The sequence below is a fragment of the Roseateles sp. YR242 genome (assembly GCF_900109745.1).
Taxonomy (GTDB): Bacteria; Pseudomonadota; Gammaproteobacteria; order Burkholderiales; family Burkholderiaceae_C; genus Roseateles.
This window is the reverse complement of sequence record NZ_FOAV01000012.1, coordinates 123,244-144,617: the sequence shown is the minus strand read 5'-3', so window position 1 is coordinate 144,617 and position 21,374 is coordinate 123,244. Positions and strand designations below refer to the sequence as shown.

13 protein-coding genes and 1 tRNA gene are annotated in these 21,374 nt (G+C 68.9%); 4 read left to right on the top strand and 10 right to left on the bottom strand.

The window, feature by feature from the left end; genetic code table 11:
• Genes BMY53_RS19870 through BMY53_RS19855 form a run of 5 tightly spaced genes read right to left on the bottom strand, consistent with a single transcriptional unit; the run spans window position 1 to window position 4,175 of the window.
• Window positions 1-1,212 carry a DegT/DnrJ/EryC1/StrS family aminotransferase gene (locus BMY53_RS19870; RefSeq protein WP_177200973.1) on the bottom strand — a complete coding sequence of 404 codons (1,212 nt, stop codon included), beginning with the start codon at window positions 1,210-1,212 and terminating at the stop codon, window positions 1-3.
• Between the two features lie 4 nt (window positions 1,213-1,216).
• A complete protein-coding gene (locus BMY53_RS25550; RefSeq protein WP_143074161.1) occupies window positions 1,217-2,026 on the bottom strand; it encodes a hypothetical protein in 810 nt (269 codons plus the stop codon).
• A gap of 12 nt (window positions 2,027-2,038) precedes the next feature.
• Window positions 2,039-2,986, bottom strand: coding sequence for a hydrolase 1, exosortase A system-associated (locus BMY53_RS19865; RefSeq protein WP_092948228.1), 948 nt, complete (start codon window positions 2,984-2,986; stop codon window positions 2,039-2,041).
• On the bottom strand, window positions 2,983-3,900 hold the full coding sequence (locus tag BMY53_RS19860) for a hydrolase 2, exosortase A system-associated (protein ID WP_092948227.1): 918 nt from the start codon (window positions 3,898-3,900) through the stop codon (window positions 2,983-2,985). The genes BMY53_RS19865 and BMY53_RS19860 overlap by 4 nt, the downstream gene beginning before the upstream one ends.
• A 20-nt stretch (window positions 3,901-3,920) precedes the next feature.
• On the bottom strand, window positions 3,921-4,175 hold the full coding sequence (locus BMY53_RS19855; protein ID WP_092948226.1) for an acyl carrier protein: 255 nt from the start codon (window positions 4,173-4,175) through the stop codon (window positions 3,921-3,923).
• Window positions 4,176-4,297: 122 nt separating this feature from the next.
• Here BMY53_RS19855 and BMY53_RS19850 point away from each other — a divergent pair, with 122 nt between their 5' ends.
• The 4 genes from BMY53_RS19850 to BMY53_RS19835 are packed head-to-tail and all read left to right on the top strand — an operon-like array spanning window position 4,298 to window position 9,085.
• Complete coding sequence (locus BMY53_RS19850; RefSeq protein WP_092948225.1) at window positions 4,298-5,917, top strand: acyl-CoA ligase (AMP-forming), exosortase A system-associated; 1,620 nt, start codon at window positions 4,298-4,300, stop codon at window positions 5,915-5,917.
• On the top strand, window positions 5,904-7,160 hold the full coding sequence (locus BMY53_RS19845; protein WP_092948224.1) for a pyridoxal-dependent decarboxylase, exosortase A system-associated: 1,257 nt from the start codon (window positions 5,904-5,906) through the stop codon (window positions 7,158-7,160). The genes BMY53_RS19850 and BMY53_RS19845 overlap by 14 nt, the downstream gene beginning before the upstream one ends.
• A gap of 31 nt (window positions 7,161-7,191) precedes the next feature.
• A complete protein-coding gene (locus tag BMY53_RS19840; RefSeq protein WP_092948223.1) occupies window positions 7,192-8,232 on the top strand; it encodes an acyltransferase family protein in 1,041 nt (346 codons plus the stop codon).
• On the top strand, window positions 8,225-9,085 hold the full coding sequence (locus BMY53_RS19835) for a sialate O-acetylesterase (RefSeq protein ID WP_092948222.1): 861 nt from the start codon (window positions 8,225-8,227) through the stop codon (window positions 9,083-9,085). The genes BMY53_RS19840 and BMY53_RS19835 overlap by 8 nt, the downstream gene beginning before the upstream one ends.
• A gap of 31 nt (window positions 9,086-9,116) precedes the next feature.
• On the opposite strand, the gene BMY53_RS19830 is transcribed toward BMY53_RS19835, so the two are convergent.
• The 5 genes from BMY53_RS19830 to BMY53_RS19810 all read right to left on the bottom strand — a co-directional run bounded on the left by BMY53_RS19830 (window position 9,117) and on the right by BMY53_RS19810 (window position 21,342).
• The gene (locus tag BMY53_RS19830) at window positions 9,117-11,036 is read right to left on the bottom strand and encodes a phosphatase PAP2 family protein (RefSeq protein WP_177200979.1); all 1,920 of its coding nucleotides are present in this window, start codon (window positions 11,034-11,036) and stop codon (window positions 9,117-9,119) included.
• A gap of 206 nt (window positions 11,037-11,242) precedes the next feature.
• On the bottom strand, window positions 11,243-20,062 hold the full coding sequence (locus tag BMY53_RS19825; protein WP_092948220.1) for a GH36-type glycosyl hydrolase domain-containing protein: 8,820 nt from the start codon (window positions 20,060-20,062) through the stop codon (window positions 11,243-11,245).
• The gene (locus BMY53_RS19820; RefSeq protein ID WP_092948219.1) at window positions 20,059-20,268 is read right to left on the bottom strand and encodes a hypothetical protein; all 210 of its coding nucleotides are present in this window, start codon (window positions 20,266-20,268) and stop codon (window positions 20,059-20,061) included. The genes BMY53_RS19825 and BMY53_RS19820 overlap by 4 nt, the downstream gene beginning before the upstream one ends.
• A 115-nt stretch (window positions 20,269-20,383) precedes the next feature.
• Entirely contained in the window at window positions 20,384-20,914 is a 531-nt protein-coding gene (sodC, locus tag BMY53_RS19815) for a superoxide dismutase family protein (protein ID WP_092948218.1), read from the bottom strand.
• A gap of 337 nt (window positions 20,915-21,251) precedes the next feature.
• A tRNA-Ser gene (locus tag BMY53_RS19810) sits at window positions 21,252-21,342 on the bottom strand.
• Window positions 21,343-21,374: the final 32 nt, after the last annotated feature.

Here is a 21,374-nt window from a genome sequence, read left to right as displayed (position 1 = left end):
TCACGTCCCGAACAGACGTCGGACCTGCGTGACGATCCAGGCCAGCTCGGCATCGCTGAGGTCCTGGTGGCAGGCCAGCTGCAGCACGTGATGCGACCAGGGCACGCCCACATCGCCGTCCAGTGCCGGTACGCCGGGCCAGAGCCGGTCCCAGCGGGACACGGGCACGCCCATGCGGCGCATTTCCAGGTAGCCGGGGTCTGGCGTACGCACCCACAGCGGGAAGACATACGGCGCGCTGTCCGACGGGAGCCGCTGCACCAGCGGCTGGAAGCCTTCATGACCGCGCAGCGCCTGAAGCAGGAATTCGTAGTTGCGACGACGGGCCTGGACGATGCGCTGGCGCGGCACGCCGGTGGACACCCAGGCACTGGCGCTGGTCAGGGCCCGATGCGAGAGGGGAAGGTCGATCAGCGCCATGTTGGCGTCCAGCTCTTCCTCGGGGGGCGGGCCGGGATCCGCCTGCGCCGGCACCGGCGCGGCAGGCTGGCCGCGCACCAGGTGACGCAGCAGGCCGCGCAGCGCAAACACGCCCCGGATCAGCCGGTTCAGTCCGGTCAGGCGGTCGTGGCTCGCGCCCATGTGCAGGATGTCGGCGGCGGCCTTCACCTGCTGGATGGCGTGCACGGGCGTCAACACGGGTTGTTGCAGATCCGGTCGGTTGAGGGCCAGGATGCCGCCTTCCGGCGCGGGGAAGAACTTGGTGAGGCTGGCAATGGCCACGTCGCCCCAGCTGCCGACGGCACGTGCGCCGCTGCGGCCGAACATGGCGTGGGCACAGTCCTCGATCAGTGCAATGCCCCGCGCATCACACCAGGCGCGGTTGGCCTCCATGGGCTGCGGCAGGCCGAAGTAGTGCGTCGCCAGCATGGCCTTGGCACTCGCAGGCGCATGCTGGGCCAGCCAGTCCAGGCGCGGTGCGCCTTGCGCGTCGATGGGATAGAAGACCGCCTGTGCGCCCAGCGTCAGCACCGGCGCCACCATGGTGGGGCAGTGGTAGGTGGGCAGCAGCACCACGTCGTCCGGGCCCACACCCACGCATTCCAGCGCCAGCAGGATGGCCGCGCGGCCGCTGGTGGTGAGCTGGTGGCGGGGGTGGTCCAGCAGGCTGGGCATGGCCGCGTCGCGCGCGCCACGGAAGGTCTGCCAGCCCATCACGGGCAGGCGCGGCGCCAGGGGCGTGGCGTGGCTGGTCACTGGGGTGTCCGGCATCCGCTCAACGCGTGGAGACGGCCGCCGGCGGCAGCGATGCCGGCGATGACGCTGGCGGGGCGGCGGGCGTTGCACCGGCTGACGACGCGGCATTCGCGCCGGAGGCCGGCGCCGAAGCCCCATCTTCCCCCGGCAGCACCAGGTCGGCGGGCCAGCGGTTGGCGGCCTCCAGGCGCTGGCGCAGCGCGGGATGCTTCATGCCCGCGCCGTAGCTGCGGCGGGCGGCATCCACCGCCATGTCCACCTCATTGAGGTCCATGGCCACCATGCCCAGGTTGTAGATGGTGAAGGCGTTGTCGCCGACATGCCGGGCGGCTTCCTGCAGTTGCTGGCGGGCCTCCGCCGTGCGCTTGTTCTCGTTGAGGAAGTTCACGTAGAGCAGCCGGGCGATGGCGTCTTCCGGACGCCAGACCAGGGCGCGGCGAAAGTAGCAGTCCACCGTGAAGCGGGCTTCGGGGGGCTGCGCCTTCCGGGTCAGCTCGCCATACCGCATCATGGCCACCAGCGCGCGGTGGTGGTTGGGGAAGGCACGCAGCGTGTAGTCGATGTCGGTGCCGATGCTGCCGCGCTTGCACTTGTAGAGCGCCTCGCAGGTGTCGATGAAGTGGGCGCCCTCGACCAACTGCAGCGGCGACATTTCCTTGGTCACCGGGTCGATCGGCGGCAGGTCCTTCCAGTCCCGGTAATCGTGCGGGCCGTAGTTGTTGGCCAGGCTGCCGCAGCCGGCCAGCGTCTGGGCGCTGGTGTGGCCGATCAGCAGCAGGCTGGACAAGGCGATCAGCGTGTGGCGGACGGTGCGGGTCATGGCAAACATGCGGGTCTCCATTCAGGCTGAGGCAGGGCGCGGGTCCTGGCCGTCACCGCCAGCGGCGATCGACGCTGCGAAGGACAGGGTCCAGGCCTCGACCTGCGCACGCCAGGCCGCGCTGGCAAAGGTATGGTCGGCTTCGGGCAGGTCTTCGCGGCGCAGGAGCGGGCGGGCCAGCAGGCCCTGCCAGGCCGGGCCGCCGGTGCGGCAACGGTCCAGGAACTCCTTGGCCACGAGGTCGTCGCCGGAGAGCATCAGCAGCACCGGGCCTGTGAAGCTGCGCAGGCTGGCGGCCATGCGGGCGGTGTAGTGCATGGAACCTTCACCGGGCCCCTGGCCTTGCGCGCGCGCCTGGCCGATCTTGCCCAGCAATTCCTTCACCGCCGCCAAGCCCACGCGCCCGCTCAGCAGCTTGCGCCAGAAGGCGCCCTGGCGCAGGCGGTCCCAGTAGTAGTGCTTCACCTGGGCCCGGGCCAGGCTTTCTTCGGTCCGCACCCAGGGGTTGGCCAGGCACAGGCCGGCCACGCGCGGGTCGCGGCGGCGGTGCACATACATCAGCGCTGCGGAGGCGGCGTCGCACAGGCCCCAGATCAGCACCCGGCGCAGCGCCGGGCGGTCGCGCTGCCATTGGTCGATGGCAGCGGCCATGTCGTCGTCGATCTGCTCGAAGTCACGCGCTTCGCCCGTGGCGTCGCCCATGCCGCGATAGTCGATGCGCAGGCAGGGGATGCCGCCGTGGGCCAGCGCCCTGCCGAGCAGGGTGAACTGGCGGTGGCAGCCGACGCGGTATTGCGGGCCGCCGACGATGAGCAGCACGCCCACGTCCGTATTGGTGTCGGCCGGCATGCTCGGGTTCAACGATGCCGGCTCGGTGAGGATGCCCCACAGCAGGTCCCCCTCGCAGGGCACGCTCAACACGGTGTCCCGATAGCCGGGCGTGGCCAGGTTGGTGCCGGGGGGGCTCATGCGCGTGCCCCTTCCACCACGGCGCTTGCCGGAGATGACTGCGCGGCTTGCAGCAGCGCCGCCACGCTGGCGTCAATCAACGCCGGGGCGACTTCGATCTCGGTGGCGGCCCAGAACGAAGGGCCGGCCACGGCAGCGGCCTGTACGGTGCAGCCCTGTTCGGTCCAGGCCTGCACGGCCATGGCGGCGGCCGGTGTCAGGGCGGGTTCCTCGCGCGTGCTGGTTTCCAGCCAGACCAGGTGCTGAAGGCGGGGCGTGGGTTTGAGCTGCGCCTGCTCCAGGCCCCGCGCCAGCGCGGGTGAGAGCCGATAACCGGCCACTTCCACCGATTGCCCCTGGTCCAGCTGGGTCCGCAGGGCCTGCATGGCCCCCTTGGCCTGGCCGCCCACCAGGTCGGCGGCCACTTTCAGGCGCAGGAACTGCTGCAGCTGCAGCTTGCCGGCGGTGACCGGTTGCCACAGCAGCCATTGCACCGGGCGGTCCAGCCGCTCCATCAGCGGGGCGGCGAAGAGGGCGCCGGCGCGCACGCCCCAGAGCCACAAGGGCACAGGGGTGTGGGCGGTGTGGGTCGTGTGGGGATGGGTAGCTGACCGGGGCTGGGACGCCTGTTCGGTTAGCCAGATGGCGGCGCGGTACGTGTCGTCCAGCCAATCGTCCCAGCTGGCGTCACCAAAGTCGCCGCTGCTGTCGCCACAGCCCAGCAGGTCCGTCAGCAGCACATCGAAGCCGGCCTGCGCGAATGCTCGGGCGGCCAGCGCGATCATCCGGCGGGATTTGTTCAATTCTTCCGCAAACGGCGGCAGCAGCAGGATCTGTCCACGGGGCGTGACAACGCCCTGCGCGGCATGGTGGACGCACAGGCGCTGGCCGCGTGGGCCGGCATCCAGGAAGAAGCTGCGGCACGCGGCGGTCATGGCCGGTCGGAGGGCGCCGCTCAGGCGGCGGCCAGCTTGCCGTTCAGGAAGTCCGTCAGTGCGCCCACCGTGGCAAAGGTGGAACCGTCGATTTCGTCATCGTCCACGACGATGCCGAATTGTTCCTCCAGCGCGGTGATCAGGCTGACGACGGCCATGGAATCGAGTTCCGGGATGGCGCCCAGCAGGGCGGTGTCCGGCGTGAAGGCCTTGGCGCGGCCCTCGAGGCTGAGGACGTCGTCCAGGATGGTCAGCAGATGTTCTTGGATGTTCATGATCGAGCGGGATCTTAACCGTCGGCCTCTCTGGGAGCGCCCGCCAAACGCCCCCCCATCCCAAGGGGAGGGTGCCCGGACCGTGCAGTCTTTCCGGGAGCGTGCATGAGATACTTTTTTCCATGCCCGCCGTCGACAGCCATCTGCTCCCGCACCTCCTCCTGCACAGCGCCGAACGCGACCCCGCGGCCCCCGCATTGCGGGACGGTGCTCGCACCCTGAACTACGGTGAACTCGCGTCGCAGACCGAGGCGCTGGCCCATGGCCTGCTGTCCCTGGGCCTGGGCCGAGCCGAGCGGGTGGGCATCTACCTCGACAAGCGCCTGGAGACCGTGGTGGCCAGCTTTGCCACCCCTGCGGCCGGCGGCGTGTTTGTGCCCATCAACCCGATCCTGAAGGCCGAGCAGGTCGGTTTCATCGTGCGGGATTGCGATGTCCGGGTGCTCATCACCTCGCGGGAACGCCTGGCCGCCCTGCAGCCGGTGCTGGCCCAATGCCCCTCGCTGCGGCAGGTGGTGCTGGTGGATCCGCCCGCCGAAGCGCCGGAGGGCGGGCAAGCCGGCTGGATCCGCTACGCAGACCTGCTGGATGCGGCGCCGCAGACGCCCCACCGGGTCATCGATACCGACATGGTGGCCATCCTCTACACCTCTGGCTCCACCGGCCGGCCCAAGGGGGTGGTGCTCTCTCACCGCAACATGGTGGCGGGCGCCAGGAGCGTGGCGAGCTACCTGGGCAATCGCCCGCAGGACCGGCTGCTGGCGGCGTTGCCGCTGTCCTTCGATGCCGGCTTCAGCCAGTTGACCACGGCCTTCCACAGCGGCGCCTCCGTCACGCTGCTGAACTACCTGATGCCGCGCGACGTGCTCAAGGCGCTGGAACGTGACCGCATCACCGGCCTCACAGCCGTGCCGCCGCTCTACATCCAGCTCTCCCAACTCGAGTGGCCGGCCGCCATCAACGAGCACCTTCGCTACTTCGCCAACACCGGTGGCCGCATGCCGCGCGACACGCTGGGCCTGCTGCGCCAGCGTGTGCCCGCTGCCCAGCCGTTCCTGATGTACGGTCTGACCGAGGCCTTCCGCTCCACTTACCTGCCGCCGGAAGAGGTGGATCGCCGCCCCGATTCCATCGGCAAGGCGATTCCCAATGCGGAGATCCTGGTGCTGCGCGAAGACGGCACGCCCAGTGCGCCGGACGAGCCCGGTGAGCTGGTGCACCGCGGTGCGCTGGTGGGCCTGGGCTACTGGAACGACCCCGAGAAGACCGCCGAGCGCTACAAGCTGCTGCCCACCGGGGCGCCGGGCCGCGAGGCCGGCCTGCAGTTGCCGGAATATGCGGTGTTCTCGGGCGACACGGTACGCATGGATGCGCAGGGGTTTCTCTACTTCATCGGCCGCCGTGACGAGATGATCAAGACCTCGGGTTATCGGGTCAGCCCCACCGAGGTCGAGGAAATCCTCTACGCGACGCAGTTGGTGGGGGAGTGCGTGGCCTTTGGCGTGGAGCACGCCACGCTGGGCCAGGCCATCCAGGTGATTGCCACGGCGCCGGGCGACGCGCAGGCGCTGGATGTGGCTGCGGTGCTGGCCGCCTGCCGGGCGCGCATGCCCGCCTACATGATCCCGGCCGGTGTGCAGGCCCGAAGCGGCCCGCTGCCGCGCAACCCCAATGGCAAGATCGACCGCAAGCTGCTCAGCACCGAGTGGCTCGCTGCACTGGAATCCGATGCAAAGTCCTGAGACCCCGGCGGCCAAGCTGCCGCCGCAGCACGCTCCCCTGGATCAATTCCCGGTGGTGGCTGGCGAGCTGCAGATCGGCGGGCAGCCGTTGTCCCGCCTGGCCGACCGCGTGGGCCGCACGCCGTTTTATGCCTATGACCGCCGTCAATTGAGCGCCCGCGTGCAGTCGCTGCGCACGGCTCTGCCTGCAGGCATCGAACTGCACTACGCCATGAAGGCCAACCCCATGCCCGCGCTGGTGGCGCACATGGCCGGCCTGGTGGACGGCATCGATGTGGCCTCGGGCGGTGAATTGCAGGTGGCCCTGGATGCCGGGGCGGACCCGCGCGAGATCAGCTTCGCCGGCCCGGGGAAGAGCGAGCTGGAGCTGCGCCAGGCACTGGCTGCGGGCATCCTGATCAACATCGAGTCCTTCCGCGAGGTAGGGCTGCTGGCCCGGCTGTGTGGCGAGACGGGTTATGCGGCCCGTGTGGCGGTGCGGGTCAATCCGGACTTCGAGCTCAAGTCCTCCGGCATGAAGATGGGCGGTGGCCCCAAGCAGTTCGGCGTGGATGCGGAGCAGGTGCCCGAGCTGCTGAAGGCCATCGGGGACGCCGGCCTGGGTTTCGAGGGCTTCCACCTGTTTGCCGGTTCGCAGAACCTCAAGCCTGAAGCCATCATCGAGGCGCAACAGAAGAGCTTCGAGCTCGCGGTCCGTCTGGCCGAGGCGGCGCCAGCGCCTGTTCGGGTGCTCAATCTCGGGGGCGGCTTCGGCATTCCCTATTTCCCGGGTGAGCAGCGGCTGGACCTGACGCTCATCGGTGAGAACCTGGCAGCGCTGCAGGCCCGGGCGCACGCCTTGCTGCCGCAGGCCCGGCTGGTCATCGAGCTGGGGCGTTACCTGGTGGGCGAGGCCGGCCTCTACGTTTGCCGTGTGGTGGACCGCAAGGTTTCGCGCGGGCAGGTCTACCTGGTGACCGATGGCGGCCTGCATCATCACCTGGCGGCCTCGGGCAACTTCGGCCAGGTCATCCGCAAGAACTATCCCGTCGCCATCGGCAACCGCATGGGTGGCGAGACCGAGGCGGGAGTCTCCGTCGTGGGGCCTTTGTGCACGCCGCTGGACTTGCTGGGCGAACGCATGGCACTGGCGCAGGCCCAGCCCGGCGACCTGGTGGTGGTGTTCCAGTCCGGCGCGTATGGCGTCACGGCCAGCCCGCAGAATTTCCTGAGCCATCCGGCGGCCGCCGAGGTGCTGGTGTGACGACCCGGGCCCGGCCCCGGCAGGGCCGCGCATGAGCGGCAGCGCACCCCGTCTGGCGCAACTGGATGCCTTGCGTGGCATCGCAGCGCTGCTGGTGGTGTTCTTCCACTACACCACCCGCTTTGATCAGTTGTATGGCCATGCCAGCCCGCCGCTGGTGTCCCTGCCGTGGGGGCATTACGGGGTCAACCTGTTCTTCATGATCAGCGGGTTCGTCATCTTCATGACGCTGGAGCGCACCCGCCGCCCGCTGGACTTCGTGAAGTCGCGCTTCAGCCGGCTCTATCCCGCGTACTGGGGCGCGGTGCTGCTCACGTTCGCGCTCACGCACGCGCTGGGCCTGCCTGGCAAGACGGTGGGCTGGCAGACGCTGCTGGTCAACCTGAGCATGCTGCAGGAATTCGTGGGCGTGGCCCATGTGGACGGCGTGTACTGGACGCTGTCGGTGGAGCTGCTGTTCTACGCCTGGGCGCTGCTGAGTTACCGCGCGGGCGGGGGCGCGCGGTTGCGGCAGGTGCTGCTGGCCTTCCTCGCGATCCGGCTGGTGTATGCGGCGGCTGCGGGGTTCTGGTCGGTGGACCTGCCCTGGCTGCTGCAGCGCTGGCTGCTGCTGCCCTTCATCGCCTGGTTTGCCCTGGGGGTGGCGGTCTACCGGCTCTCCCGGCCCGGCGACACTCGCACGGTGCCTGACCGCTGGCTGGCCGCCGCGGCGCTGGCGGTGCTGGCGCTGGTCGATGGCTGGCCCATCGGACTGCTGGCGGTCTTTTTCTTCATCGTGCTGATGGGCGCGGCACGCGGGCGCTGGACCTGGCTGGAACACCGGCTGTGGCTGTGGCTGGGGGCGATTTCCTACACGCTCTACCTGGTGCACGAGAACATCGGCTGGGCGCTGCTGCTGCGGCTGGAGGCCATGGGCCTGCCCAGCACGCTGGCCATCGTGCTCACCTTCGTGGCGGTGCTGGGCCTGGCCCACGCCTTGACCCGCTGGGTCGAGCAGCCCGGCATGCGCTGGATCCGCGCGCGGTACCAGCAACACACGCCCAGGAAAGAGGCCGTGGTGAACGGTGGCTGAGCGCTTGCCGGCGGTGGGCCGAGGCGGGCGTGTGGCCGCCGGGGTGGTCGCCGCAGCGGCGCTGCTGGGTGGGGCCGCCGGCCTCAAGGCGTGGCGCCACCATCAATTCCTGCAGGAGGATCTGCTGCGCCGCGTCGAGGCTGTCCAACCCATCCTCGCCAACAGCCCGGGCTGCGAGGACTGGCTGGCGGGCCGCATGCCGCTCATCGTGGTGGTGATGGGGCAGTCCAATGCGGCCAACCACGCCGACACGAGGGTGAGTCGTCCACCGATGGCGGTCCTCCACGATGGACGATGTGTGATGGCGAAGGCGCCGTTGCCCGGAGGAACCGGCACGGGGGGCAGCCTCTGGAGCGCGCTCAACGAGCGTCTTCAGGGCCAATGGCGCGGGCGTCCCATCGTCTGGGTCGTTGTGGCCGTGGAAGGCACCGCACTGGAGGACTGGATCGGGGATGCGAGCCCATTGCGGCGCTTGTGGGAACGCCAGATCGACGCAACCGTCGCCACCGGATGGCCCATCGCCGCCGTGCTGTGGCAGCAGGGCGAAGCCGATGCCATCAACAGCACGGCTGCGCAGGACTATGTGCGTGGGATGCGTCGGTTGCGCGCCTTGACCGAAGCCCGGGGGCTGCCCGGGCCCTGGTGGCTGGCCCAATCCACCTATTGCCCGCCCGCCATGGGGCCGGCCATCCGCGCGGCGATCCAGGACCTGGTGGACGAGCCCACCAACGGCTTTCGCGCCGGGCCCGACACCGATCGGCTGCAGGGCGCGGCACGCAACGGCTGCCACTTCAGCGCCGACGGGGTCGAGCAGGCGGCCACCCTCTGGCACCAGGCGCTGACGGCGCGCTGAGGGGATTCGCGCGCGCCGCCTCTGCCGGGCGTCAGCCTTCGATCTTGATGGTCAGCACCGTGCCGCTGTAGCTGGTGCTGATCTTGGTGAAGCCGTCCACGGTCACCGTGCTGAACTTGCCGGCCAGCGAGGTGGCGCTGGTCAGCACATGCACCGAGTCGCCGGCCTTGGCGGTGTAGCCGGCCGCGAACTTGACGTTCAGCGTGGCACCGTCTTCCACATTCACCGCACCGGTCACGGCCAGGCGGCCGGCACCCGAGGCGCCCATCACGACCTGCAGCGTCGAGCCGGCGCGCTGGCTGTAGCGGCCACCGACGGCGACAGCGGCGGCCGGGGCGTTGCTCACCAGCGTGCCACCCGAGACATACACGTCACCCTTGCCCAGGGCGGCGGCGCTGTCCGCGGCGAGCGTGCCGGCCTTCAACACCAGGCCGCCGGAGAAGGTGTTGGTGCCGGTCAGGTGCAGCGTGCCCGTGCCGTCCTTGGTCAGCTTGCCGGCACCGCTGATGTCATTGCGCCAGCTGTCGTTGGCGTAGAAACCGCCCAGCGAAGCGTCCATGGTCAGGGCCACGTCACCGTTGAAGGCGCCGTAGCCGTCTGCCGCTGCCACATAGTTCAGGCGGCCCCAGCCTTCGCTGTCATCCATCACCGGGTAGCCGGAGGCCACGGCGGTGGTTTTCAGCACCACGCGGCGCTGGTCCGCGCTCAGGTAGGGCAGGCGGGTTTCCAGCAGCACTTCGGCGCCCTTGGGCACGGTGGCGACCTTGGTCTTGTCGCCGGTCTGCGGCAGGCCGAAGGTCAGGCGACGCAGGGCGTTGGTGCGCAGTGATGCCCAGTCGTTGAAGCGGTCGTCGGCGGTGGTGGCCGAATGCGCGTAAGTGAACAGGGCCGCCGGCGTGGTCACGCTGGCGGCGGACTGCAGCACGCTTTGTGTCTGCTGGTAGGCCGAGGCCCGCAGGGGCGTGCCGTTGCCGTTGGCGATGGCTGCGGCGGCCGAGGCCTCGCCCAGGATGCGGCCACCAATGACGTCCATCGGCGAGTGCATGCCCGCCAGGATGCGGTTCTCACCCAGCTCCAGCGAGCGGGCCATCATTTCCTGATAACGCTGCGGCACCAGGTAGGCCATGGCCATCGCCTTGCGCACCGCCTCGGCGGTGTGGCCGCTGACATAGCCACCATCGGTGTTGGCGGTGCTGCTCTTGGCGGGCACCAGTTGCGGCACCATCACCACGCTGCTGCTCCAGCGCCACGGGCGGGCGTACTTGTAGAAGCGCTTGGCGGGTTCGGTGGAGGCGTTGTCGCCCACCGTGTTGATGAAGTCCACGGCCAGGCCCATGGTGGTGTTGCCGCTGGCGGTGCTCACGCCAACGTCGGCACCGCCGTCGTTGTAGAGCACCGTGGTGGCGTCGGCCGGCATGCCGGTGATGGTGGTGGTCTGGCCTGCAGCGGTGCGCCAGGCCGTGGCCAGCGGGCCCATGCCGTCGCTGACGCTGTAGCCCTTGCCCCGGCGGTCATCCAGGTAGGCGGCCAGGGCCTGAGCGTCGGTACGCTGGGTGGTGGCGTTGATGACGTACTGGATGTTGGCAGCATGCAGTGTCGCATCCAGCACCATGCCGTCGGTGGCGTCACCGGGGATGCCGGTCCAGGTGGAGGCCACCACGGCGGGGAAGCTGCCGTTGGCGGCGGCGGTGACACCCGCGTCCACGATGAGGGTGCTGGGCTGCCAGATCTTCAGGAAGCCGGCGGTGACGCGCACACCGGCGTTGGTCTCCAGCGTCGCGTAGCGGGCGTCGCCGCGCTGGTTGGTCGCGGCGTTGTCCACAAAGGGCGGCACGGCCGTGGCGTCCTGCACCGCAGCCGTGTCGGTGCTCCCCAGGCCGGCGGGCGCGTCCGGCAGCACCGCCACGGCGTTGTCGTCATCGCCTCCGCCGTCGCCACCGCAACCGGTCATCAGGAAGCCGGTCAGCAACGCCAGTGCCAGCGGGCGCAGCGGGAACGGGTGGGAGCGATGGCCGGAAGGCAGAAAGAAGGCGGAGCTGGACAGGACGCGCATGAGATGAGCCGGGGTGTGGTTCCAAAACCGCCGGACTCTAGAGATCAAAAATGTCGTCTTCGTGAAAGTTGTGCGCTGGTGAATCGATTAACTTGAGCGAACGATCAGCGTCGCTCCGCCATGTCGCTGACCTGAGGCGCCGGCAGTGCGACCCGTTCCGCCTGGCTGACCACCACCAGCGGGGCATCCCCTTCCAATGCCGCCAGGTCGATCCGGTCGCGGGCTTCAATGCGCCGGGCACCAGGCTCCTGGGTCAGCACCGCACGCGCCGCGGTGTCATGGGCACAAACGATGACACGATGCCAGCGCCCTTCATGCCGCACCCGCACTTCTGCCCAGTCCCAATGCGTCGGCAGGCAGGCCTGGACCCGCAGTCGCCCCTGTTCCACCACCACACCGCAGATGGATTCCAGCGAGGCGCGCAGCAACCAGCCGGCCGAGCCGCTGTACCAGCTCCAGCCGCCCCGGCCCACCCACGGCGCATGGGAGTAGATGTCCCCCGCCATGACATAGGGCTCGATGGCGTAGAGCGGGCCCAGGCGCGGATCTGCCCAGCGGTGCGCCGGACTCAGGCCGCTATAGACCTGCCACATCGTCTCGCGCTGGCCCATGCGGGCCAGGGCCATCAGCGCCCAGACCGCCGCATGGTTGTACTGCCCGCCGTTTTCCCGCACACCGGGGGCGTAGGACTGGATATAGCCCGCACTGGGTTCGGCCACCGCCAGGGGCGGATGCAGCAGCCGCGCCAGCCGGGCCACCGGGTCCAGCAGGTGCGTACAGGCGCTGGCCATGGCCTGGCGCGTATGGGCGGGGTCCGCAGCACCGGTGAGCACGGCCCAGCTCTGGGCGATGAGGTCGATCTTGCATTCGGGATTGGCGGCCGAGCCCAGCGCGGAGCCATCGTCGAAGAAGCCTCGCCGGTACCACTGGCCGTCCCAGCCGGGCCCATCCAGCGCCTGTACCCAGCCCGCGCGTGCATTGGTCCAGCGTTGGGCCCGTTCATGCTCACCCCGCGCCAGCGCCAGCGGCGCGAAATCGTCGATGACCTGGCAGAGGAACCAGGCCATCCAGACGGATTCCCCGCGCCCCTCGTGCCCTACGCGGTTCATGCCGTCGTTCCAGTCGCCGGTGCCGAACAGCGGCAGGCCGTGCGAGCCGCTCTCCAGGCTGCGGTCGATGGCACGGGCGCCGTGCTCGTAGAGCGTGGCCAGCGGGCCGTCGGTGCGCGGGGTTTCGTAAATGTCCTCCGCGCCTTCGGGCACCTGCTGCCCCACCAGGAAGGGGGCGTTCTCGTCCATCAGCGCCAGATCGCCGGTACGCGCGACATAGTGCGCCAATGCATACGGCAGCCAAAGACGGTCGTCCGAGAAGTGCGTCCGCACGCCAGCGCCACCCGGCTCGTGCCACCAGTGCTGCACGTCGCCCTCGGGGAACTGGCGCGCGGCGCTGCGCTTGAGCTGGTCGGCCAGCAGGCGGGGCGCCACGTCGGTGAGGGCCATCGCGTCCTGCAATTGGTCCCGGTAGCCGAAGGCGCCACCGGCCTGGTAGAAACCGGCACGCGCCCACATGCGGCAGACCAGGGTCTGGTAGGGCAGCCAGAAGTTGGTGAGCGCATCAAAGCGTGCATCGGGTGTGCGGACCTGGCGGCCTCCAAGGAGCTCCGGCCACTGGGCGCGCTGGCGCGTCAGGCGGTCGGCGGGGTCCTGGGCCCAGGCGGCTTCCATCAACTCATGCGTGGCCTCGGGTGAGGCCGAATGGCCCAGCAGCACGGTGAAGCCCGCGGTCTGCCCCGGATCGATCTCGACGCGCGCCGCCAGCGCCGCGCAGGCATCCAGGCCACCGCCACTGCGGCGGCTCATTCCGATGGGCACCACCAGACGGCCTGCGGGGTCGAAGAACTCCCGGCGGTCGCAGGTCCAGTCCTGCGTGTCCAGGCGCACGGTGGCGGCGGCTGGGGCGCCACCACTGCTTCCACCACTGCTGCCGCCAACACTGCGGTCTGTGGGCTGACGGGGGCGCAGGCACAAGGCGGCGGTGGCATTGCCGAAGCCGCCCAGCTGGTCCAGCTGGGTGGCGCTAAGGGCCAGCACCCGTTCGGGTTGGGGCAGGCCCGCGCCCAGGGGGCCCACCGTCAGCCAGTCACTGCGCGTGGTCACCGACAGCCGCTCGCTGCGGGCACTCCCCAACTGCCATTCGGCCATGGTCACCAGCCGCAGGCGACGCCGCTGGCGTGAGGTGGTGCGGATTTCCACCTGCAGTTGCTTGACCGGGGCATCCCGGTCCACGCACCAGCACAGGTCGATCTGCAAGTCCTCCAGCTGCTGCCGGATACGGCTGTAGCCGATGCCGTGTTCGACGGCCAGCGGCGCACCATCCACCACATGGCGGCCCAGACACCACAGCTGCTGTTGGTCCAGGTCGTGCAGCAGCAGCCATTCGCCCGGTGGGTCCAGCAGGGGGTCGTTGGACCAGGGTGTGATCTGGTGCATGCGGCTGTTGCCGGCCCAGGTGTAGCCCGCGCCGACGTCGGTCAACTGGCAGCCGAAGTCCGGATTGGCCAGGACGTTGACCCACGGGCGCGAGGGATGGCGCTGAGGCGATACCTCGAAGCTGAAGGCGCCATGCTCCGAATCGAACTGCCCGTCCGGGGGGCGGACCACCAGGTGAGGGTCCAGACGCTGCGGCAGGGTGTGGGGCACGGTGAGGTGCTGCACATCGGTGGCTGGGCGCATGTCGTCGAGCCAACGTTCGACCTGCTGGGCCAGGCTGCGACCGTCGGCCTGCAGGCGGATGCGGGTGAGGGTCTGGAGCGTGAAGCGCTCGTCCGGTGAGAGTTCGTTCTCGCGCAGGACATGCAGGGTGGAGCGCAGATGGGCGGGGCGCCCGTGATGCTGCCCCTCCAGCCGCGTCTGCAGCTGCTGCAGCGCCTGTTGCACGGGCGCGAGGTAGGAGGCCGGCTCCTCGTTGAGCACCACCAGGTCGACCCCCAGGGAATGGGCGCTCCACATGCGCAACGCCTTCTTCAGCCCGCGCACCAGGTCCAGACCTTCCTCACCGCTGATATGCACGGCAATGATGGGACGGTCCCCGGACAGGCCGAAACGCCACAGCAGGCGGCGGTCACAGCGGCTGGACAGCTCGCGCGCATGCACCGCTTCGCGTGCGGCTTGACCGGTGATCAGGCTGTTGAGCTGCAGCAGCGAGCCCCAGGTGGCCGTGTCGAATTGCAGTTCGCGCAGGCGGATGCCACCCATGGTGTGGGACATGGCCGCACTGCGTTCCAGGTGGGCGACCTGGCGGTACTTGTCCACCAGCGCGGTGAGTTGATCCAGATCCTTCGAGGCGGCCGTGCAGAAGGTCATCTTGAGTGTGCTGCCGGCCGGCAGGTTCACACGCAGGCGAATACCAGCGAGCGGATCCAGACCCGTGTCCAGCAAACGGCCGGGCTCGCCTGCGGCGGCGACGTCAGCCTCGTCTTCCACCACGCTCACGCCAGCGTCACCGGCGGGGCGTGTGGTGCTGCCGTAGCGGCCCAGCCAACGGGCCCGATCGGCGATCGGCTCCACGTACTGAATGGTGGCCGGCTTGCCGGGGGGCGGGCTCGACGAGGAACCGCGTCCGGCACCCAGGCCGTCGTCGGGTACCAGGAAGAACACCGCTCGCAGCGCGGCTTCGTCAAACAGCCGGGGGCGGCGGCGCAGGTGCAAGGCGTGTTCGCCGGCATCCCAGCGTGCCTGGATGAACAGGTTGGAAAAGGCCGGGTGCGCTTCATCCCCGCGCTGGGGTGCCAGCGTGGCTTCGAAGCAGGACACCAGGTCCAGCACCATCGGTTCGCGGCTGGTGTTGAACAGCTCGACCTGGCGCAGTTCACAGTCGTCCTCAGGGCTGACCCAGACGGTGGTGCAGGTGCGCAGGTCGGGCCATTGGGCTTCATAGATCACCCGCTCGGCCTGCATACGGCAGTGATAGGTGGCGCGAGGATCTGGCGCAGGGCGAGCGGTGGTGCTGAACCAGTCGGGTTCGCCAACGCGGCGCATGAAGAGGAACTGGCCGTGCTGGTCTCGCAGCAGATCGTCCCGCCAGCGGCTGACACCGTTGCCTTCCCAGTTGCTGTAGCCACCGCCGTGGCTGCGCAGCACCACGGCATAACGCCCGTTGGTCAGCATGTGGGTCAACGGCAGGGTGTCGGACAGGGGCTCGGTCTCGCGGACCATGCGGGTCTTGCGCACCTGACGCTGGCGCGGTGGCAGGTCCTGGGCCGGCATGGCGAGCGGCGCCACTTCACGCGGTGCCCGTTCGTGCAGCAGCGTGGCCACCGCCTTGATGTGCGGGTCGCTCATCAGCCAGCGACGGGGCGCTTCGTCCGCCAGAACATTGGTGAGTGCCACGAAGCCCATGGCCTGGTGATGGGCCATGTAGGTCTGCACCAGCGTGAACGGCGCGCCGGCCGTCTGGCGTTGCGGCGTGTAGTCCACGGATTCGATGAAGCCGAAGCTGCCCCGTGCCCCCAGGCGTTCAAAAGCCTGCAGGTTGCGCACCACGGCGGAGGGCGCCACCACGGCGGCCATGACCGCCGCGTAGGGCGCCAGCACCCGTTCATCGGTGGGCAGCCGGGCCAGCGCCAGTGACTGCACACCCTGCGGGCCGTATTGGTAGGCGAGGGTGTGATCCTGGCCGGCAATGGCGGATTCGGAGATGCCCCAGGGGGTGCCGCGTCCCAGCGCTTCAGCACGCTGCTCGGCAACGGCCGTGCGGATACCGCGGCCCAATGCACTGGCGGCCGGCTCGCGCAGCACCAGCGAGGGCATCAGGTATTCGAACATCGAGCCGGACCAGGACTTCAGCCCCAGGGAAGTGCCCAGGTTGCCTCGCGCAAAGAAGGGCCGGCCCAGCGAGCGCCAGTGCTCCGGCGGCAGGTCACCCTTGGCGATGGCCACCAGGCTGGTGAGCCGCGCCTCGCTGGCCAGCAGGTCGTAGTGGTTCTCATCGAGTTGCTGGGCATCGGCACGCCAGCCGATGCGCAGCAGCCGACGTTCGGGGTCGAACAGGGGGCGGTAGTTGGCCTCCAGGGCCAGTCGGCGAGCGCGATCGGCGAGATCGCGCAGCTGCATCCGTGCCTGCGAGAAGGCGGCACCGTGATCGCGCCAGAAGGACAGCAGCTGGGCCACCAGGTCCCGCACCAGCCAGTGCAGCGGGGTGTCCGTGTCGGGACGGCCGTCCTCCACGGGGAGGGGTGTGCCGTCAATGTTCACACCGGCAGGATTCGTTTCGCCAACTTCCGCGTGTGCGGCTTCGAGGTGGGCCGACAGTAAGGCCTGCTGTTCCTCCGCGCTGGCGTCCAGCACGTCGTCGGCCAGCAGTGCCTCTACCAAGGCCGCACTGGCTGGCAGCGCGGCGTTCGCCAGCGGGGGCTGATGGATGCGAAGACGGTGCAAGGTCTGCTTCAGTGCCAGACGGGTGGTCAGGGCGATGGCGTTTGGCGTGGTGTCGATCAGCAGCTCGCACGCACGTGCCACCGCCAGCAGGTGGCCGGAGCAGTTGCCGCTGTCCACGGCGGAGACGTACCCGGGCGGCAGCACCACGAGGCTTTGGGTGTCGTACCAGTTGTAGAAGTGGCCTTGCCAGCGCGGCAGGCGCTCCAAGGTGTTCAGCGTGGCGCCCAGCCGTTCGGTCATGCTGACCAGGCCGATGAACCCCAGCTCGCGCGCACAGGCGACTGTGAGCAGGTAGATGCCGATGTTGGTGGGCGAGGTGCGGTGCGCGACCAGCAGATGGGGCGTGAGCTGGACGTTGTCCGGCGGCAGGTGATTGTCTGCGGCGCCGACGTGGTGGTCGTAGAAGCGCCAGGTGTCCCGGGCGAGCTGCCACAGGTAGTCTCGACCCTGGGGGTCAAGTTGGGGTTGCGGGTCGTGGATGGCAGGGCGCGGGCGGCTGGCCCACCAGATCCAGACGGGGGAGAGGCCCCACACCAGCAGCAGCCAGAAGGCCGCCGTGCCGTCCACGGGTGCTCCCAGCAGGTGCGCCGCGATCAGCAGAGCACCTAGCACGACGGCGCTGACGGGTACGCGAATGTGCTGGGCGATGAGTGCCGGCAGCTCCCTGCGGGTGGCCGCCTGAGCAGCTGCCGCCGTTGTCCATTCCAGCAAGTGGCGCCGGCTCACGGTCTGACGCCAGAGGGCGCGGCCCACGGCATCCAGGTACAGCAGGCCCAGGTGCAGCAGCAGGGCCACATGCCAGCCCGCCAGTGCGACGGCACGACCGAGGTCCGCGCCGGTCTCCCGGTAGAAGTGTCGCAGCGCGAGACCATCCCGACTTGGCACCAGCCCCGCCAGCGCACCCACCAGCGGGCCAATGCCGAAGGCGGCGAACACAAGCGCCAGCGTGAGGCCCAGCGGCAGCGCGTCGGTCGTCATGACCGCCAGCAGCAGGCCCAGGGAGAAGGGGGCCACCAGCGAACGCCGCAGGTTGTCCAGCAGCTTCCATCGGTTGATGGCGCCCAGGCGGTAACGGCGGGGGTGCAGCAGGAAGGGCAGCAATTGCCAGTCGCCGCGTGTCCAGCGGTGCAGCCGTGCGTGGGCCGCGTCCGCATGCATGGGGGAATCTTCCACCACGGTGATGTCGGAAACGCCCGCACAACGCGCGATGCTGCCTTCGAGCAGGTCATGACTGAGCACCTGGCCTTCAGGCAGCCGGCCATTCAACACCGCGTGGGTGGCCCGGACGTCCAGGAGACCCTTGCCGGTAAAGCTGCCTTCGCCAAACAGATCCTGGAAGATCTCGGAACTGACTGCACTGTAGGGGTCGATGCCAAACTGGCCGCCGAAGAGCCGGTGATAGGGCGTGCCCTCCCGGTCTTCCGGCATGGGGGCCAGCACGCGTGGCTGCAGGATGGCGTAGCCTTCCACCACGCGCCGGCCGTCCGGCGCGAGGCGAGGGCGGTTCATCGGGTGGGCCGCCGTGCCGACCAGCGCACGCAGACGTCCCGGGGGCATGTCGGTGTCGCTGTCCAGTGTGACCAGATGGCGCAGGCCGGTGTTGGGGATCGAGATGGGGCCGAGGTCGACAAACGGCGACGGGCCCTCCGGCGTGTTGAGCAAGCGCAGCAGCTGTTCCAGCTTGCCGCGCTTGCGCTCCCAGCCAATCCATTTGCGCTCCGTGGCGGACCAACTGCGCTGCCGGTGCAGGAGCAGGAAACGCGGCCGGCCATCGGGCAGGGCGCCGTGGCGCTCGTTGAGCGCGGACACGGCATCTGCGGCGGTGACGAGGATCATTGCGTCGCCCGCCTGCTGCTCCTCGTAGGCATCTGCGAAGTCGCTCAGCAGTGCGAACTGAACATTCGGTTCCCGGTTGGCCAGGTAGTGCTGTTCCAACTGGGCGCACAGCGGCGCCGCGGCGCCCTCCGTCGGCAGCATCACCGGCATGACGACCAGGGTGCGTTCCTGCGCCGGAATGCCTTCCGGCAGATCCAGGCGAGGCAGGCGGCTGGGGTGGGACAGTTCGCTGATCCACCGGTTGGTCAAGGCCACGACCGCTTCGCTGATCGGGCCCGCGGCCAGCAGCGTGATGATCACCAGCCATCCGGTGGAGAGGTCCGGGCGCATCTGGCCGATCAGCCAGAGCAGCACGATGACGCTCAACCCAGCCAGGCCGCACAAATAAGCAGTGGCTGCCCAGCGCTCCTGGCGTGCCGGTTCGATCGGCCATCCGTAACGGGATTTGAGGCCCAGGGCGGCAAAGAGCTCGGGCCGGCCGGCGCCGCGCCACCAGTAGATCGGCGCCAGGCGGCGGTCCGGTTCGATGCCGGTGCTGTCGTTGCCGGTGCGAGTCAGGGCGAGCAACTGACGCGCCACATCCAGCTCGCTGCGGCCGGACCGTCGCGCCAATTGCTCGATCTCGTGAAGGGTCAGGTCCTGCGTGTCGCTGGCCTCGGCGGCGTAGACCGGGGATTGCGCCAGCGTCTGCATGACGGGGCTGACCGCCTCGACCAGACGCCGCCAGTCGGTCTGGTCGATACGGCGCAGGGCCGTGATGGCATTGCGGATGCTTTGCAGGTCCTTGATGGACTCGTCCTGCTGGTGGGCAAGCGCTTGCGACGGCGTGGGCAGGCGCGTGCTGAGCCATGCGCGCAGCTCACCGGCCAGCGAGGCGGGCAACTCTTCCAGGCGGTGGTCCAGCTGCAGCCAGAAGGCCTCCAGCACACCCCGTTCGCGCATGCGGGGTTCCAGGTCGGTCACAGCGGCCAGACCGGTGCTGGCCGGGTCGCCATCAAACCAGTGATGCACCACGTCGCGAGCGGCCTGGAGGGTGGCAAAGCGCTCGGCCAGGCGGCGCAGGTTCTCCACCAACACCACACGCAGCGTGGTGGGCAGGCCCCACATTTCGGCCAACGACAGGGGGCGTTCTTCCTGATAGGCGCGCAGGTAACGGATCAGCAATTCATTGTCGAAGCCGCCGTCGGTGTGGGCTACCCAGGCCCAGGCGATGCCATAGATACGAGGCAGGCCCGCCAAGGGCTCGTCACGCAGGCGCGGCAGCAGGCGGAAGAACCCGCGCGGCAGGCCACGGCGGACCTGGTGCGTCTGCTCGTCGATCAGGGTGGCGTTGTCCAGCAGCCACTTGCCGGCAGCACCCAGATGGCGAAAGTCCCGCGAGCGCTTTTCGATCAGGCGCCGCGCTTGTTGCAGCATGGACAGGTTGTCATCCAGCCGCGGAAAAAATTGGCTGGCCCCTGCGGTCCCCTGGATGGCTTGCGCGCGCGCGAGGCTGCGGCCATGTTGTTCAAAACGCGCGGCGCCAAACAGCACCGAGCGAATGGGCGGCTCCAGCGGCCCCAGGGAGGGCTCCAGCAGTGCCAGTTCTTCGTTGATTTCCGATGTGGGGGGCGAGGTCGGCGCCCGTTCCGACGCCGCCGCCTCGGTATTCATAGCCAATGGGCGACCATGGCCAGGGTCACGCCACCCAGCGCGGCGGTGGTGGCCAGTCGCGGCAGGACCATGCTGTGCACCCGCTCAGCCCAGACGGACAGGCCAAACCATCGGCCGCGCGCTCGGGCGCACTGCAGCAGGTGGCGCTGCAGGGCCTTGGCCTGGTCGTTGACCGGCAAGGGCACCGTGATAGCTGGGCGGCTCATAATTTGTTCCTTCATTCAAGTTGTGCAACGAATTGTTTTTGAATGGCAATTCGCATGCCCAGCTTGAGGAACCTTGGGTGCGCCGGTAGAACTTACTGGCGCGAACGCGTTTGGGCTATTCGATGACGCCACAGGCGATACGTGCGCCTCCGCCGCCCAGCGGCGCGGGGTGGTCCGCATGGTTGTCGCCCCCGGCATGGACCATCAAGGCATGCTTTTTGATGTCGATGATGCGCATCAGGCGGGGGGCGAGGACCGGATTGACTGCGTTGCCCTGGGGGTCGACATACAGGGGCGGCAGGTCGCCGAGGTGGCCTTCGCCCCAGGGCTCACCGTGGCGGCCGCTCTTGTCCGGGTCCAGATGACCACCCGCGCCGTCGGCAGGTACCGGATTTCCGTCTTTCATGCCGGGTGCGCAGGAGGCATTGGCATGGACGTGAAAACCGTGCAGGCCAGGAGGCAGATTGGTGAGTTGGGGATAGAACGCGAGGCCATAGCGGGTCTCGACGACACGAACAGTGCCGATAGCCTGGCCTTCGCCTTGCGGCGTGGCAATCTTGAGGGTGACCGTGGTGTCCGCGGCCCAAGCGCTGACCAGCGGGGACAGCGCGAGCAAAGAGGTAGCCAGCCAGTGGCGTTGCTTCATGTGGATCTCCTGGATGAGTCGACAGTGACGCGAAGGCGTGGCAGCGTTTGTGCCCGCCCCGTGCGAGTGTCGCGCAGGCGAGGTCCGCTAGGGCATCCCGAGATGGAAGCTGCCGGGTGCAGAGCAGGTGCCGAGCGTGAGCTGCACGGGGAAACAGGCGGGAAGCAGGAAGGGGCGAGAGGGCGGCAATCGGGCAGGAAGGCGCCAGAAATGAAAAAACCCCGGAAGACGTTGGTCTACCGGGGTTGTTTTGCAAACTTAGTGCAATTGGGCAAGAGCTTTTTAAGGAGCCTTTGCTCAATGATCTGAATTGGAGAATCAGACCTTATTAAATTGGTGGCGGAGAGAGCGGGATTCGAACCCGCGGTGGGCTATTAACCCACACACGCTTTCCAGGCGTGCGACTTAAACCACTCATCCATCTCTCCGAAGCCCGCCATCATAGCGCAGTTTTTTAGAG